Origin of the sequence: Streptomyces sp. H39-S7, assembly GCF_027158205.1 — a bacterium.
Classification (GTDB): Bacteria; Actinomycetota; Actinomycetes; order Streptomycetales; family Streptomycetaceae; genus Actinacidiphila.
This window is the reverse complement of record NZ_JAPVLU010000007.1, coordinates 121450-136910: the sequence shown is the minus strand read 5'-3', so window position 1 is coordinate 136910 and position 15461 is coordinate 121450. Positions and strand designations below refer to the sequence as shown.

13 protein-coding genes are annotated in these 15461 nt (G+C 70.3%); 9 read left to right on the top strand and 4 right to left on the bottom strand.

The annotated features are described in order from the left end of the window. Positions 1-86: 86 nt before the first annotated feature. Complete coding sequence (gene panD, locus O3X23_RS08940; protein ID WP_269270697.1) at positions 87-512, bottom strand: aspartate 1-decarboxylase; 426 nt, start codon at positions 510-512, stop codon at positions 87-89. Positions 513-841: 329 nt separating this feature from the next. Here panD and O3X23_RS08935 point away from each other — a divergent pair, with 329 nt between their 5' ends. Together O3X23_RS08935 and O3X23_RS08930 are read left to right on the top strand one after the other, a co-directional pair. Then, the gene (locus O3X23_RS08935) at positions 842-1585 is read left to right on the top strand and encodes a polysaccharide deacetylase family protein (RefSeq protein WP_443047802.1); all 744 of its coding nucleotides are present in this window, start codon (positions 842-844) and stop codon (positions 1583-1585) included. Between the two features lie 410 nt (positions 1586-1995). After that, the gene (locus O3X23_RS08930; protein WP_443047800.1) at positions 1996-4599 is read left to right on the top strand and encodes a galactose-binding domain-containing protein; all 2604 of its coding nucleotides are present in this window, start codon (positions 1996-1998) and stop codon (positions 4597-4599) included. Positions 4600-4676: 77 nt separating this feature from the next. Here O3X23_RS08930 and O3X23_RS08925 read toward each other — a convergent pair whose 3' ends face one another. Genes O3X23_RS08925 through O3X23_RS08915 form a run of 3 tightly spaced genes read right to left on the bottom strand, consistent with a single transcriptional unit; the run spans position 4677 to position 5562 of the window. Then, positions 4677-5042 carry a hypothetical protein gene (locus O3X23_RS08925; protein WP_269270695.1) on the bottom strand — a complete coding sequence of 122 codons (366 nt, stop codon included), beginning with the start codon at positions 5040-5042 and terminating at the stop codon, positions 4677-4679. Then, positions 5039-5368: an ArsR/SmtB family transcription factor gene (locus O3X23_RS08920; protein ID WP_269270694.1), complete on the bottom strand. Its 330-nt coding sequence runs from the start codon at positions 5366-5368 to the stop codon at positions 5039-5041. The genes O3X23_RS08925 and O3X23_RS08920 overlap by 4 nt, the downstream gene beginning before the upstream one ends. Before the next feature lie 5 nt (positions 5369-5373). Next, positions 5374-5562, bottom strand: coding sequence for a hypothetical protein (locus tag O3X23_RS08915; protein ID WP_269270692.1), 189 nt, complete (start codon positions 5560-5562; stop codon positions 5374-5376). Between the two features lie 197 nt (positions 5563-5759). Here O3X23_RS08915 and O3X23_RS08910 point away from each other — a divergent pair, with 197 nt between their 5' ends. The 7 genes from O3X23_RS08910 to O3X23_RS08880 all read left to right on the top strand — a co-directional run bounded on the left by O3X23_RS08910 (position 5760) and on the right by O3X23_RS08880 (position 15458). Beyond that, positions 5760-7904 carry a discoidin domain-containing protein gene (locus tag O3X23_RS08910; protein WP_269270690.1) on the top strand — a complete coding sequence of 715 codons (2145 nt, stop codon included), beginning with the start codon at positions 5760-5762 and terminating at the stop codon, positions 7902-7904. 406 nt (positions 7905-8310) lie between these two features. Beyond that, entirely contained in the window at positions 8311-9393 is a 1083-nt protein-coding gene (locus O3X23_RS08905) for an ABC transporter substrate-binding protein (protein WP_269270688.1), read from the top strand. Positions 9394-9479: 86 nt separating this feature from the next. Beyond that, the gene (locus O3X23_RS08900) at positions 9480-11147 is read left to right on the top strand and encodes a sugar ABC transporter ATP-binding protein (RefSeq protein WP_269270687.1); all 1668 of its coding nucleotides are present in this window, start codon (positions 9480-9482) and stop codon (positions 11145-11147) included. Next, on the top strand, positions 11144-12115 hold the full coding sequence (locus tag O3X23_RS08895) for an ABC transporter permease (protein ID WP_269270685.1): 972 nt from the start codon (positions 11144-11146) through the stop codon (positions 12113-12115). Before O3X23_RS08900 ends, O3X23_RS08895 begins: the two co-directional genes overlap by 4 nt. Beyond that, entirely contained in the window at positions 12112-13143 is a 1032-nt protein-coding gene (locus tag O3X23_RS08890) for an ABC transporter permease (protein ID WP_269270683.1), read from the top strand. Before O3X23_RS08895 ends, O3X23_RS08890 begins: the two co-directional genes overlap by 4 nt. A gap of 135 nt (positions 13144-13278) precedes the next feature. After that, positions 13279-14295 (top strand): LacI family DNA-binding transcriptional regulator, encoded by a 1017-nt coding sequence (locus O3X23_RS08885; RefSeq protein ID WP_269270681.1) that lies wholly within the window; start codon positions 13279-13281, stop codon positions 14293-14295. 71 nt (positions 14296-14366) lie between these two features. After that, positions 14367-15458, top strand: a complete 1092-nt coding sequence (locus O3X23_RS08880; protein ID WP_269270680.1) for an aldose epimerase family protein — start codon at positions 14367-14369, stop codon at positions 15456-15458. The last annotated feature ends 3 nt before the right edge of the window (positions 15459-15461 follow it).

Here is a 15461-nt window from a genome sequence, read left to right as displayed (position 1 = left end):
ATGTCACAGAGATGATACGTAGCGTGACGTGTAGGGGCGCCCACGGAGAGCCACCACTTACGGACGGTACGACGGGCAGCCCCGGACTACTCGGCGGAACTCAGGGCGTGCGGACCACGGACGGTCGCGCTGCCGGGCACCGGCTCGGAGGGGTCCGCGCCCAGCGCGACGATCCTGTTGCCCTCGCCGACGTGCACGATCCTCGGCTTCAGGGCGCGCGCCTCGGCGTCGTCGACCTGGGCGTAGCTGATCAGGATGACCAGATCACCGGGGTGCACCAGGTGCGCCGCGGCACCGTTGATCCCGATCACGCCGGAGCCGCGCTCGCCCTCGATGACGTACGTCTCCAGCCGGGCGCCGTTGTCGATGTCGACGATGTGCACCAGCTCGCCCGGCAGGAGGTCGGCCGCCTCCATGAGGTCGACGTCGATCGTGACCGATCCCACGTAGTGCAGGTCGGCCTCGGTCACCCGGGCACGATGGATCTTGGACTTGAACATGGTACGCAACACGGAGAAACTCCCGAAATGTCTGCTCCCTGCCTGCTTCCGCAGGTCAAGGGCGGTCAGGGCCGTCTCCGCAGCCTACAACGATTGGCATACTCGGACGACACCAGCCCGCCTGGCGGGGTCTGTCCGTATTCCGTTCGCAGGGCCATCCCTCGATGTGACTTATCAATTCGCCACTCCAGCCAGATGATGGATATCACCACATGACGAACCGGGCCTCCCGCATTCTCCGCCCCCTGGCCGCTGCCCCGGCACCCACGGCCCGCGCCCTCTTTGCACGGCGGCAGGCACCGGCGGCCGGCATTCCCGCCACGAAGCGCACCACCCGGATCATGAGAGCGGCGGCGCCGCTCCTGCTCGCCCTCGCCCTTCCGGCTATCACCTCCTGCAGCACGCTCACCGGGGTCACCTCACCGGCCGCGGCCCGCGATCACGCCGCTCCCGCGAACGGGCAGGCGGCCGCGCCGATGTGCCGCGTTTCCACCTGTATCGCGCTCACCTTCGACGGCGGCCCCAGCGCCCCGACACCGAAACTGCTGGACGTCCTGAAGCGCGAAAAGGTGCCGGCGACTTTCTTCCTCCAAGGGGAGGGCCACACCGACACCTATCCCGAAACCGTGCGCCGCATGGCGAAGGAGGGGCACGAGATAGGGAACCACACCTGGTCGCACAAGAACCTCACCGAACTCAGCCCGGCCGAGATCCGCAGCGAGATCGAACCCGTCCAGAGAGACATCGAGAAGGCCACCGGCCACGCTCCCACCATCATGCGGCCGCCGGGCGGTGCGACCAATGACGCCGTCTCCGAGACCATGAAGGAACTGGGCCTCTCGCAGATCCTCTGGAGCGTCACCGCGAAGGACTACGACACCACCGACTCCGCCCTGATCAAGAGCCGCGTCCTCGACCAGACCGAACGCGACGGGATCATCCTGCTCCACGAGCGCTACGCCGGAACCATCCCCGCCGTCGAGGCCCTCATACCCGAGCTCCGCGCACGGGGCTACACCTTTGTGACGGTCTCTCAACTGATGTCACCGGCCACACCCGAAGCGGGCGGCGTCTACCGGCCCTGACACCTGCCCGGCGGCGTCCCGTTGGTGTTCATGACCTGAAGGCAGACCGAGCCCGGTCGCGCGCCGCTACCGCCCGGATCACGCGCGGTGGAGGTGCGGCGGCCGCCAGGAGCGACGCGGCGGATATTTTCGGCCATACGCGCTGGTCACCGCCACAGCTTCAACATCTGTCGAAATTCCCGCGCCATTTATCGTTATTGGTGGAGCTTCTTCCGGTCGCGCTTCGCACTGCGTGCACAACTCTTGACATGCATGAAACACAAGGAGAACCATCGCGGTGTACCGGGAGAGCGCTCTCTCACACCCGTGGAGGCGCACCCGCTCTGTCGCTGCCCGCGTCGCCGTCCGGCCGCTCCACGGCCGGACGGCTGCCGAGTCCTGCCCTCGCACGTGAAACAGGAGAGTCGCTCATGCTCGCACCCCCCACCGGTCCACCAGCGCCAAGACCCACGGCATCGGTGAATCCGCGCACCACGGCCGTGGCGGTCATCACGGCGCTGATCGCCTCGTTGCTGCTCTTCGTTCCCTCGCACTCCGCGCACGCGGCCGACTCCCTCCTGTCGCAGGGCAAGGCCGCGACGGCGTCCTCCACCGAGAACGGCGGCACGGCCGCCGCTTCCGCGGTCGACGGGAACACCGGGACCCGGTGGGCCAGCGCCGCCGCCGACCCGCAGTGGCTGCAGGTCGACCTCGGCGCCACCGCGACCATCAGCCAGATAGGTCTCAACTGGGAGACGGCGTCCGCCAAGGCCTTCAAGATCCAGGTCTCGGCCAACGGCACGACGTGGACCGACGCGTACTCCACCACGACGGGCCCCGGCGGCGTGCAGACGCTTTCCGTAAACGCTTCCGGGCGCTATGTCCGGATGTACGGCACCGTCCGCACCACCGGCTACGGCTACTCCCTCTGGGAGTTCCAGGTCTACGGCACCACGGGCGGCACCACTCCCCCCACCGGAGGCACGCTGCTCTCGCAGGGGAAGCCCGCGACGGCGTCCTCCACCGAGAACGGCGGCACGCCCGCCGCCTCCGCGGTCGACGGCAACGCCGGCTCCCGCTGGGCCAGCGCCGCCAGTGACCCGCAGTGGCTGCAGGTCGACCTCGGCGCCACCGCGACCATCAGCTCCGTCACCCTCAACTGGGAGGCCGCGTACGCCAAGGCCTTCAAGATCCAGACGTCCGACAACGCCTCGACGTGGACCGACGTCTACTCCACCACCACGGGCGCCGGCGGCAACCAGACGCTCGCCGTGACCGGCACCGGGCGCTACGTCCGGGTCTACGGCACCGTCCGCGCGACCGTATACGGCTACTCCCTCTGGGAGTTCCAGGTGTACGGCACCGGGGGCGGCCCCACCGATCCCGGCGGCCCGATCGAGGGCGGCGGCGATCTCGGTCCCAACGTGAAGGTCTTCGACCCGTCCACCCCGAACATCCAGGGGACCCTGGACCAGATCTTCACCCAGCAGGAGTCGGCGCAGTTCGGCAGCGGCCGCTACCAGCTGTTCTTCAAGCCGGGCACGTACAGCGGCCTGAACGCGCAGATCGGCTTCTACACCTCGATCTCGGGTCTCGGCCTCAACCCCGACGACACCCAGATCAACGGTGACATCACCGTCGACGCCGGCTGGATGGCGGGCAACGCCACCCAGAACTTCTGGCGCTCCGCGGAGAACCTGGCGATCACGCCGGTCAGCGGCACCGACCGGTGGGCCGTCGCGCAGGCCGCGCCATTCCGCCGGGTCCACGTCAAGGGCGGTCTGAACCTGGCGCCCGCCAGCTACGGCTGGGCGAGCGGCGGCTACATCGCCGACAGCAAGATCGACGGCACCGTCGGCCCGTACTCGCAGCAGCAGTGGTACACCCGCGACAGCTCGGTCGGCGGCTGGACCAACGGCGTCTGGAACATGGTCTTCTCGGGTGTCCAGGGCGCTCCGGCGCAGGGCTTCCCGAACCCCGTGTACACGACGCTCGCCACCACCCCGGTGTCGCGCGAGAAGCCGTACATGTACCTGGACGGCAACGAGTACAAGGTCTTTGTCCCCAACAAGCGCGTCAACGCCGTCGGCACGTCCTGGCCGAACACGCCGGGCACCTCGCTCCCGCTGAGCCAGTTCTACGTGGCGAAGCCGGGGGTCTCCGCGGCGACCATCAACGCGGCGCTCGCGCAGGGTCTCCACCTGCTCTTCACCCCGGGCGTCTACCACGTCGACCAGTCGATCAACGTGACCCGTGCCAACACCGTCGTCCTCGGTCTGGGCCTGGCCACCATCGTTCCGGACAACGGCGTGGCGGCGGTCAAGGTCGCCGACGTCGACGGCGTCAAGCTGGCCGGCTTCCTGATCGACGCCGGTGCGGTCAACTCGCCGGTGCTGCTGCAGCTCGGCCCGGCCGGATCGTCCGGCAACCACTCCGTCAACCCCACGTCCATGCAGGACGTGTTCGTGCGGATCGGCGGCGCGGGCCCCGGCTCGGCGACCACCGCCGTCGAGGTGAACAGCAACGACACGCTCATCGACCACACCTGGCTGTGGCGTGCCGACCACGGCGCGGGCGTCGGCTGGAACACCAACCCGTCGGACACCGGTCTGAAGGTCAACGGCGCCAATGTGCTGGCCACCGGCCTGTTCGTCGAGCACTTCAAGAAGTACAACGTGCAGTGGAGCGGCGAGAACGGCAGGACGATCTTCTTCCAGAACGAGATCGCCTACGACCCGCCGAACCAGGCCGCCATCCAGAACGGCAGCATCAGGGGGTACGCCGCCTACAAGGTCGATGACAACGTCACGACCCATGAGGGCTGGGGCCTCGGCAGTTACTGCAACTTCACGGCGGATCCGACGATCGTGCAGGAGCACGGATTCGAGGCACCGAACAAACCGGGAGTGAAGTTCCACGACCTGCTGGTGGTGTCGCTCGGTGGCATGGGCCAGTACGCGCATGTCATCAACGACGTCGGGTCGCCGACGTCGGGCACCTCGACCACCCCGTCCACGGTGACGTCCTACCCGTAACCCGCTGACGGTGTGAGAACGGCGTGTGGGGCGGTCCGGAAGCGGACCGCCCCACACCCGGCAAGCTCAGCGGCCGGTCACAGGCTCCGCAGCAGTTGCTCCGCGAGCGCGACCGCGATCAGGCCGGCTCCCAGCAGCCACATGGCCACTCGCGTCCGGCCCTTGCGGCTCAGCTCGATGACGACGCCGCACACGATCAGCGCGGCCCCGTACACCCCCACGACCAGGACCGACGGCTGGTCCCCGAGGCGCACCACCAGCACGGCCGCCGCGACGGCCATGAAGAACGCGGCGACGGCGATGCGTATCCGGCGCGCCTGCCGGGGGGTCAGCGGCTGTTGGCGGACGTCGCGGATCAGGGCGAGCCGTTCACGCGGGGTCGCGTCCTGCCATCGCTGTCCGAACTGCTGATCGTCGAGTTCTTCATCGCCGGTTGTCGTCACGGGCTGAGCCTAGGGCCTGGGACGTGGCCCGCGGTCACTTCACCGACCAGTCCGCTCAGGACCCGTCGGGACGCCCGCATCAGATCGGCGACATCGGCAGACAGGGAGTAGACCACGGTGTCCTTCTCACGGCTCGAGGTGACGATGCCCGACCGGCGCAGGATCGCCAGCTGCTGCGAGAGGTTGGAGCGCTCCACCTCGATCGCGGCCAGCAGTTCGCGGACCGGCATCGGGCCGTCCTGCAGCAGCTCCAGGACCCGGATGCGGACCGGGTGCCCCAGCATCCGGAAGAGCTCCGCCTTCGCCTGGTACAGCGGAACCGGCACGGTCCTCACGTCCTCTCGCTCCCGCCCGTCGCAGGGAGCTCCACGCCGTGCAGCCTGGCGAGCCCCAGCGATTCCTCCAGTGCGTCGAGTGCCCCGGAGATGGCCCCGTACTCGCCGCTGTCCACCGCTGCCGCCAGGGCGGCACGGGCTTCGGTCACCTGCCCACGGACCGCATCAGGTGTCATCTCCGTCATCGCACCTCCCGGAAGCCGACCTCTTGATGAGGACATGATGTATGGAAGTGAAGATTTCTTCAATTCGCCCGGCCCCCTCGGTCCCCACCGGCTCGCGCGCACCGCGTTGGAGCGCTCTCCCCCCTCTTCGACGTACTGACGGCTCCCGCCTCACCCGTCCCCGCACACCGCGAGCGCCCTCACCGATGGGAGACATCATGCAAGGCACCTCCAGCACCTCCAGCACCGTCCGGCCCCGTCCGGCCCAGCCCCCACAACACCCCTGGCGATCACTCGTCCTGACGCTCGTCGCCGCACTGGTGGCAGCTCTCTCCCTGACCGCGGCCGGAGCGCCCGCGCAAGCGGCCGACGCGCTGCTGTCGCAGGGGAAGCCGGCGACGGCGTCCTCGACGGAGAACGCCGGCTCCCCCGCGTCGGCGGCCGTCGACGGCAACGCCGGGACCCGCTGGTCCAGCGCCGCCGCCGATCCGCAGTGGCTGCGCGTCGACCTCGGGGCGACCGCCACCATCAGCAAGATCGTGCTGAACTGGGAGACCGCGTACGGCTCCGCGTACCAGCTCCAGACCTCGGCGGACGGCGCCACCTGGACCACGGTGTACACGACCACCACCGGCGCGGGCGGCACCGAGACCCTGAACGTCACCGGCAGCGGCCGGTACGTGCGGATCAACGGGACCGTCCGGCACACCCAGTACGGCTACTCCCTGTGGGAGTTCCAGGTCTACGGGACCACCGGCCCCACCACCCCCACCTGCGGTACCGCCAACGCCGCCCTGAACCAGCCGGTGACCGCGTCCTCCACCGAGAACGCCGGCACCCCCGCGTCGGCGGCCGTCGACGGCAACGCCGGGACCCGCTGGTCCAGCACCGCCGCCGACCCGCAGTGGCTGCGCGTCGACCTCGGCACCAGCCAGGGCATCTGCGGAGTGCAACTGAGCTGGGAGGCCGCCTACGCCAAGGCGTACCAGATCCAGACCTCGGCGGACGGCACCAACTGGACCACCGTTCACTCCACGACCACCGGTCCCGGCGCGACGGAACTGATCACGCTGTCGGGTACCGGCCGCTACGTCCGCGTGTACGGCACGCAGCGCGCCACCGCGTACGGGTACTCGCTGTGGGAGTTCCAGGTCTTCACCACCGGCGGCGCCACCCAGCCGCCCCAGGACGGCGCGGTGCTGCTCTCGTACAACAAGCCGGCCACCGCCTCCACCTACCAGAACGCCAACAGCTGCACCGGCTGCACCCCGGCCAGGGCCTTCGACGAGGACCCGGCCACCCGCTGGGCGACCAGCGACACCAACGGCTGGGTGGACCCCGGCTGGATCGCCGTCGACCTGGGCGCGACCGCGCACATCACCAAGGTCGTGCTCCAGTGGGACCCGGCCTACGCCACCGGGTACCAGATCCAGACCTCGCCCGACGGCGCCAACTGGACGAGCGTCTACTCCACCACCACCGGCAAGGGCTTCAAGGAGACCGTGACCGTCGACGGCACCGGCCGTTATGTGCGGATGTACGGCACCGCCCGCAGCAGCGCCTACGGCTACTCGCTGTGGACCTTCGACGTCTACGGCACCGGCGGCAGCCCCACCGCGCCGCCCGCCCTGCCGCCGAACCCCGGCAACCCCACGCACCTGGTGTGGAGCGACGAGTTCAACGGCGCCGCGGGCACCAGGCCGGACACCGGCAAGTGGACCCAGGACGTCGGCAACGGCCAGAACGGCGAGCTGGAGTACTACACCAACGGTGACAACACGGCCATGGACGGCGCGGGCAACCTCGTCATCGAAGCGCGCAAGGAGGCCAGTGGCCAGTACACCTCCGGCCGGATCAACACCTCGGACCACTTCAACTTCACCTACGGCCACGTCGAGGCGCGGATCAAGGTGAGCGGCACGCAGGGCCTGTGGCCCGCGTTCTGGATGCTCGGGTCCAACTTCAAGACCGGCACGCCGTGGCCGAACTCCGGTGAGATCGACATCATGGAGCATGTCGGCAAGGTCGCGGACTCGGTCTACTCCACGCTGCACGCCCCGGCCTACAACGGCGGAAACGGCTACGGCTCGCCGTACACCCTCGCGGGCAGCGACTTCGCCTCGGCCTTCCACGTCTACGCCGTGGACTGGGACTCCACCCACATGACGTTCTCGGTCGACGGCCACGCCTTCTTCACCGCGGACAAGGCGGTGGTGGAGTCGACGAGGGGTCCGTGGGTCTACGACCACCCCTTCTACCTCATCCTCAACAACGCCGTCGGCGGTGACTGGCCCGGGGCACCCGACGCCACGACCGTGCTGCCGCAGAAGATGCAGATCGACTACGTGCGCGTCTCCCAGTAGGCGGCAGCCCCTCCTGCTGGACCGCGCCACCCCCGGTGCCGGTCGGGCCCCGTCGGTCCCGTGGAGGGGGCCCGACCGGCACTTCGGCATGCATCGTTGGAAAGAAGGTCGGCGGGGTAAATCAACGATGTGTCCCGGATGGCGCGTTCCAGGCTGGACACATTTTGGAAATGCGGGAGTCGAACGCTTGTGGGCGGCCGCGCGGCGCGTATATAACGTTGTAAAGCCGAGCGGCGGGAGAGCCTCCTCAGCCGCCGGACCACCGGTATCGGCGCACGTCACAGTGCTGTCCGGGTGCCGCGCTCCCCTGCGCGGAGGCCCGTCGGCGTGCGCTCCCCAGAAACTCCAGGACCGGACCACGTACTGCTCGGCGGCACCGCCGTCGTACCCAAGGAGTGTCGTGAGCATGACCACCAAGAGATCCCGCACCCTCGCCGCCGCCTGTGTACTCGTCGTGACGGCCACCCTGGCCGCCACCGGCTGCTCGAAGTCGGAGACGACGGACAAGGCCACGGGCGACACCGGCGCGGGGGCACAGACCGTCGCGCCCACCACCGCAGCCGCCGGTGCGGGCTGCACGCTGCAGAGTTACGGCGCCACCAAGCTGGACCTGAAGAACGCGGTGGTCGGCTTCTCCCAGTCCGAGAAGGAGGCCAACCCCTTCCGCATCGCGGAGACCCAGTCCATCAAGGACGAGGCCGCCAAGCTCGGCGTGAAGAAGCTGCTCACCACCAACGCGCAGTCGCAGCTGCCCAAGCAGATCAGCGACATCCAGGACATGCTCGCGCAGGGCGCGCAACTGCTCATCATCGCTCCGCTCAACTCCGACGGGCTGCAGCCGGCGCTACAGGCCGCCGCGGCCAAGCACGTGCCGGTCATCACCATCGACCGCAAGCTCAACGCGACCGCCTGCAAGGACTACGTCGCCTTCCTCGGCTCCAACTTCGTCGAGCAGGGCAAGCGCGCGGCCGACGCGATGATCAAGGTGACCGGCGGCAAGGGCAAGGTCGCGATCCTGCTCGGCGCGTCCGGGAACAACGTCACCACCGACCGCACCAAGGGCTTCGTGGACCAGCTCAAGGCCCAGGCCCCCGGGCTGGAGATCGTCGCGCAGCAGACCGGTGAGTTCGCCCGTGACAAGGGCCAGCAGGTCATGGAGCAGCTCATCCAGTCCAAGCCGGAGATCACCGCCGTCTACGCCGAGAACGACGAGATGGGCCTCGGCGCGGTCACCGCGCTCAAGGGCGCCAACAAGAAGCCCGGCAAGGACATCAAGATCGTGTCGATCGACGGCACCCGCAACGCCGTCCAGGCACTGGTCAACGGCGACTACAACGCCGTCATCGAGTCCAACCCGCGCTTCGGTCCGCTCGCCTTCGCCACCGCCCAGAAGTTCTTCGGCGGCGAGTCCATCCCGGAGAACGTGATCATCTCCGACCGGGCGTACGACGACAGCAACGCCAAGGCGTCGCTGGGCGGGGCGTACTGACCCCGGTCCAGCCGTGCGACGGGCCGCCCCCGCACCGGCGCGGGCGGCCCGCACCCTCCACCAGCTCTCCCCGGAAGGCCACGACCATGGCACCATCCGAAGCCGTCGAGGCGGCATCCGTGCCCGCCGGCACTGCGGAACCACCCGGCACGCAGGCCGTGTTGGAGGCCGTCGGCGTCAGCAAACGCTTCCCCGGCGTGGTGGCGCTCGACGATGTGTCCTTCACCCTGCGGGCCGGTGAGATCCACGCACTGGTCGGGGAGAACGGCGCCGGCAAGTCGACGCTTATCAAGCTGCTCACCGGCGTCTACCGCCCGGACGGCGGGGAGCTGCGGCTCGGCGGCGCGCCGGTCTCGTTCCACCGTCCCTACGAGGCGCAGCAGGCCGGGATCTCCACGATCTACCAGGAGGTCAACCTCGTCCCCCTGATGAGCGTGGCCCGCAACATCTTCCTCGGCCGCGAGCCCAAGAACCGCTTCGGTCTGATCGACTTCCCCCGCATGCACCGCGAGGCGGCCGAGCTGCTGACCGGCTTCGGGGTCCACGCCGACCCGCGCCGGCCGCTGCACACACTGGGGGTCGGCACCCAGCAGATGGTGGCCCTGGCACGGGCGGTGTCCGTGCGGGCCAAGGTGGTCGTGATGGACGAGCCCACGTCCTCACTCGAACCCCGTGAGGTGGAGACGCTCTTCCGGGTGATCGACGACCTGCACGAGCGGGGCATCGCGATCCTCTACGTCAGCCACCGCATGGACGAGCTGTACCGCATCTGCGACCGCGTCACCGTCCTGCGGGACGGCAAGCACGTGCACACCGGCGAGCTGCGTGACCTCGACCGGATGCGGCTGGTGTCGATGATGCTCGGCCGCGAGATCGCGGAGGTCCGCCGGCACGGCACCACCAGCTTCGGTGAGGGCCACCGGGCCGAGCGGCAGCCCGTGCTCACCGCCACCGGCCTGACCAGCGGGCAGGTGCTGCACGACGTCGGCCTGGAACTGCATCCGGGCGAGGTGCTCGGTCTGGGTGGGCTGCTGGGCTCCGGTCGCAGCGAGACCGCCAAGGCCGTCGCCGGCGCGCTGGCGCTGGACAGCGGCGAGATCAGCGTCGGCGGCCGCACGCTGCGCCGGCTCAGCCCCGCCGCGGCGATCCGGGCCGGGATCAGCCTGCTGCCCGAGGACCGCAAGGCCGAGGGCATCGTCCCCGGCCTGTCGGTCCGGGAGAACATCGTGCTCGCCGCGCTGCCCCGGCTCTCGCGCGCCGGGATCGTCTCGCGCGCGAAGCAGGACCGCATCGTCGAGGTGTTCATGAAACGGCTGCGGATCAAGGCGTCCAGCCCCGAGCAGAAGGTCGGCGAACTGTCCGGCGGCAACCAGCAGAAGGTGCTGCTGGCCCGCTGGCTCTGCCTGGAGCCCAAGGTCCTGCTGCTCGACGAGCCCACCCGGGGCATCGACGTCGGCGCCAAGGCCGAGGTGCAGGCACTGATCGACGACCTCGCGCAGGAGGGCCTGGCCGTGCTGCTGATCTCCTCCGACATCGAGGAGCTCATCGAGGGCTCCGACCGCATCCTCGTCCTGCGGGGCGGGGCGGTGGCGGGCGAACTGACCGGCGACCGGGTCGAGGAGAGCGAACTGCTCGCCGTCCTGGCCGACGCACCGGACGCCCCGGACGCCCCGGACGCCCCGGACGCCGACGACGTTCCGGCCGACGTCCCGACCGTCGAACCCGCGGCCCTGAAGAAGGAGGACCGGCGATGACCGACGTCCCGATCACCCTCGCCCCCCGCGGGCTGGACCGAGCCCGTGTCACGGCGCTGCTCCAGCGGTACGGCGTCTACGGCGCCGTCGCCGCGCTCCTGCTGTTCAACGCGGTCTTCACCGACCACTTCCTGACTGTCGACAACCTGCGCACCCAACTCGTCCAGGTCTCCCCCATCGTCATCGTCGCGCTCGGCATGGCCCTGGTCATCGGCACCGAGGGCGTCGACCTGTCGGTCGGCTCCACCATGGCGCTCGCCAGCGCGCTCCTGCCGCTCTACCTCGGCTACGGCCTGGCCCCCGCACTGCTGCTCGCGTTGTTCGCGGGGGTGGTGGTCGGCCTGGTGAACGGCTCCCTGGTCTCGCTCGTGGGACTGCAGCCCATCGTCGCCACCCTCGCCCTGTTCGTGGGCGGCCGGGGTCTGGCGCTGGTCATCGCGGACGGGCAGCTCAAGCAGATCGAGAACAAGGACCTGCTGGGGCTGGGCACCGACAGCGCGCTGGGCGTCCCGGTGGTCGTCCTGATCGCCGGGGTGCTCGCCGTCGCCATCGCGTTCCTCGTCCAGCGCACCACCTTCGGGCGGCAACTGGTCGCGGTCGGCGGCAACCGGGCAGCCGCCGCGCTGGCCGGCCTCCCCGTCAAGCGGGTGCTGATCGGCGTGTACGTGCTGTGCGGTGTCCTGGCGGCGCTGGCCGGTGTCCTCGCCACCGCGCGGCTGACCGCCAGCGACCCCTCCGCGCTCGGCAACCTGATGGAGCTGTCCGCCATCACCGCCGTGGTCGTCGGCGGCACCCCGCTGACCGGCGGCTCGGTCCGGGTCCTGGGCACGGTGACGGGCGCCCTGCTGATGCAGTTGCTGCACGCCACCCTGGTCACCCACAACCTGCACGACTCCACAGCCCAGATGGCCCAGGCGGCCATCATCCTCGTCGCCGTCTATGTCGCCCGGGAGCGTCGATCCCGATGAAAGCCCTCGTGAAAGCCACCTCCGCACCCGCCTTCGTGCCGCCGGCGGACCTGGCGGCCACCGCCCGGCCCGCCGGCCGGCAGCGCGCGGCCGAACTGCTCCAGCGCCAGGGCGTCCTCGCGGTCCTGCTGCTGGTCATCCTCATCTCCTCGTTCGTCTTCGACTCCTTCGCGAGCCTGGACAACGCGCGCGGTGTGACCGTCCAGGCGTCCTTCCTGTCGATCGTCGCCCTCGGGATGACGCTGGTGATCATCACCGGTGGGATCGACCTGTCCGTGGGCTCCGTCTTCGCGCTCGGCGGAGTGCTCGCGGCCTGGGCCTCGCAGTGGGGCATCCTGCCCGCGCTCCTGGTGCCGCTCGCCGTCTGCGGGGCGATCGGAGCGATCAACGGCCTGCTCGTCGCACGGGCCGGCATGGCACCGTTCATCGTCACGCTCGCCTCCCTGCTCGCCGCACGCGGACTGCTGCTCGCCCTCACCCATGAAGGCGCCACCACCTACCTGGTGCCGCGCGACTCGGCATTCGCCGAGCTGGGCGGCGGCAGCATCGGCGGCTTCGGGTACCCGGTGTTCATCGCGCTGGCGCTGTTCGCGGTCGGCGGCCTGGTGCTGCAGCGCACCTCGTTCGGCCAGGCCCTGTTCGCGGTCGGCGGCAGCAGTGACGCCGCCACCCTGATGGGCCTGCCGGTGGCCAGGACGAAGATCCTGGTGTACCTGCTGAGCGGGCTGCTGGCCGGGCTCGCCGGCGCGCTCAACGCGGCCCGGCTCTCCTCGGGCGTCACCATCATCGGGGTGGGGATGGAGCTCGACGCCATCGCCGCCGTCGTGATCGGCGGCACGCTGCTGGTCGGCGGCGCGGGCTCGGTCTCCGGCACCCTGTGGGGGGTGCTGCTGCTCGCGGTGATCCAGAACCTGATCAACCAGATCGGCTCCCTGAACTCCTCCTACCAGTCGGTGGTCAGCGGCGGCTTCCTGATCCTCGTGGTGGTCGCCCAGCGCTACCTGTCCACGGCCCGCCGCGGCACCTGAACCCGTCCGGCTCCGCCGTCGGTCGTGGACCGGGCGGAGCCGGACGCATCACACTGGGGCCGGACACCGCCGGGTCTCAACCACCCGGATCACAACGGCCCGGAGCTCCGCAGCCCGGCCGAAGGAAGGACATTCGTGGGCGCCAGCCTCAAGGACGTCGCGCAGCTGGCGGGCGTTTCCATCAAGACCGTCTCGAACGTGGTCAACAATTATCCGCACGTCACCCCCGGAATGCGGGCGAAGGTGCAGCGGGCCATCGACGAGCTCGGCTACCGCCCCAACCTGACCGCCCGTCATCTGCGCAAGGGCCGGACCGGGATCATCGCGCTCGCCGTCCCCGAACTGGGCAACCCGTACTTCGCCGAACTCGCGGGCGCCGTCGTCGACGCCGCCGCCCGGCACGACTACACCGTCCTGCTCGACCACACCGGGGGCGAACGGCAGAAGGAGATCCTGGTCTCGCAGGGCTTCCGCGCCCACGTCATCGACGGGCTCATCCTCAGCCCGATCGAGTTGGAGGCCGCCGACCTGCTGGGCCGGACCGACGACGCGCCGCTGGTGCTGCTCGGTGAGCGCGAGTACGACGCCCCCTACGACCAGATCGCCATCGACAACATCTCCGCCGCGCGCACCGCCGTACGCCATCTCACCGGGCTCGGGCACCGGCGGATCGCCTTCCTCGGCGCCCGCAGGGAGAGCGCCCGGCAGCCCGCGCACTTGCGGCTGCGCGGCTGGCGCGAGGAGCTGGGCGCGGTCGGACTGCCCTGCGACGACTCCCTGGTGGCCGCGACCGACGGCTACGGCCGGGTCGACGGCGCCGCCGCCATGAACGCCCTGCTGGACCGCGGGGAACGGCCCGACGCCGTCTTCGCGTACAACGACCTGATCGCGATCGGCGCGATGCGCGCCCTGACCGACCGCGGGCTGCGGGTGCCGGACGACGTCGCCGTCGTCGGCTTCGACGACATCGAGGAGGGGCGGTTCTCGACCATCGCCCTCACCACGGTCTCCCCCGACAAGCAGGCCATTGCCCGGCTGGCGGTCGAACGGGTGGTGGCCCGGCTCGCGGGCGCCCCCGACCTGGTGCCGGAGCGGATCCAGCCCGGCTACACCCTGGTGGCCAGGGAGTCCACCGCGCGCCGACCCGGCTGATCCGGTTCCGTGTCCCGGGCGCCGCCCGCCGCGCAACCGTCCCAGCACCGCACCCTTCCTGAGGACTGACCATGCCCCGACCCGCAGCGCACCGCGAACCCTTCGGCACCACCCCGGACGGCCGGGCCGTGGACCGCTGGACCCTGCGGTCCCCGGCCGGAGTCACCGCCGAGGTCCTCACCTACGGAGGCGTCCTGCACGCCCTCACGGTCCCGGACCACGCGGGCCGGAGCCGCTCCATCGTCCTGGCACTGCCCGACCTGGAGAGCTACACCGGGCCCAGCCCCTACTTCGGCGCCCTGGTCGGCCGCTACGCCAACCGCATCGCGGACGGCCGCTTCACCCTGGACGGGCGGGAGCACCACGTACCGGCCAACGACCACGGGCACGCGCTGCACGGCGGGCCCGACGGCTTCGACAGCCGGGTCTGGGACGCGGAAGCGGTCGGCGACGACGCGGCCGTGCGGCTGACGCTGCGCAGCCCCGACGGCGACATGGGCTTTCCCGGCGAACTGACGGTGACAGCGGTCTACGCACTCGACGACCGGGGCACGCTCTCCGTCACCTTCGAGGCCGTCACCGACCGGGCCACCGTCGTCAACCTCACCAACCACGCGTACTTCAACCTGGCGGGGGCGGCGGAGCCGGGGGCCGGAGCCGAGCCGGGGGCCGTGCTGGACCACTGGCTCAGCGTCGGCGCGGACGGCTACCTGCCGGTGTCGGCGGACGCGATCCCGCTCGGACCGGTCCAGGAGGTGGCCGGCACGCCCTTCGACCTCACCGAGCCGCGCCGGCTGGGCGACTGCCTGGCGGCGGACGATCCCCAGCTGAAGGACGCGGACGGGTTCGACCACTGCTGGGTGCTGCGCCCGGCGGAAGGCCCCGACGGCCTGCGGGCCGCCGCGCTGCTGCGCGACCCCGCGTCCGGCCGGGAGCTCGAGGTCTGGACGACCGAGCCCGGAATCCAGGTCTACACGTCCAACCATCTCGACGGCACCCTCACCGACGGTGCGGGCAACCGCCACGAGCGGCACAGCGCCGTCTGCCTGGAGACCCAGCACTTCCCGGACGCGCCGAACCGGCCCGGGTACCCGACCACCGTGCTGCGCCCCGGCAGTGTCTTCCGCAGCCGCACGGAGTTCCGCTCCACCCATCTGCGGTGAGGC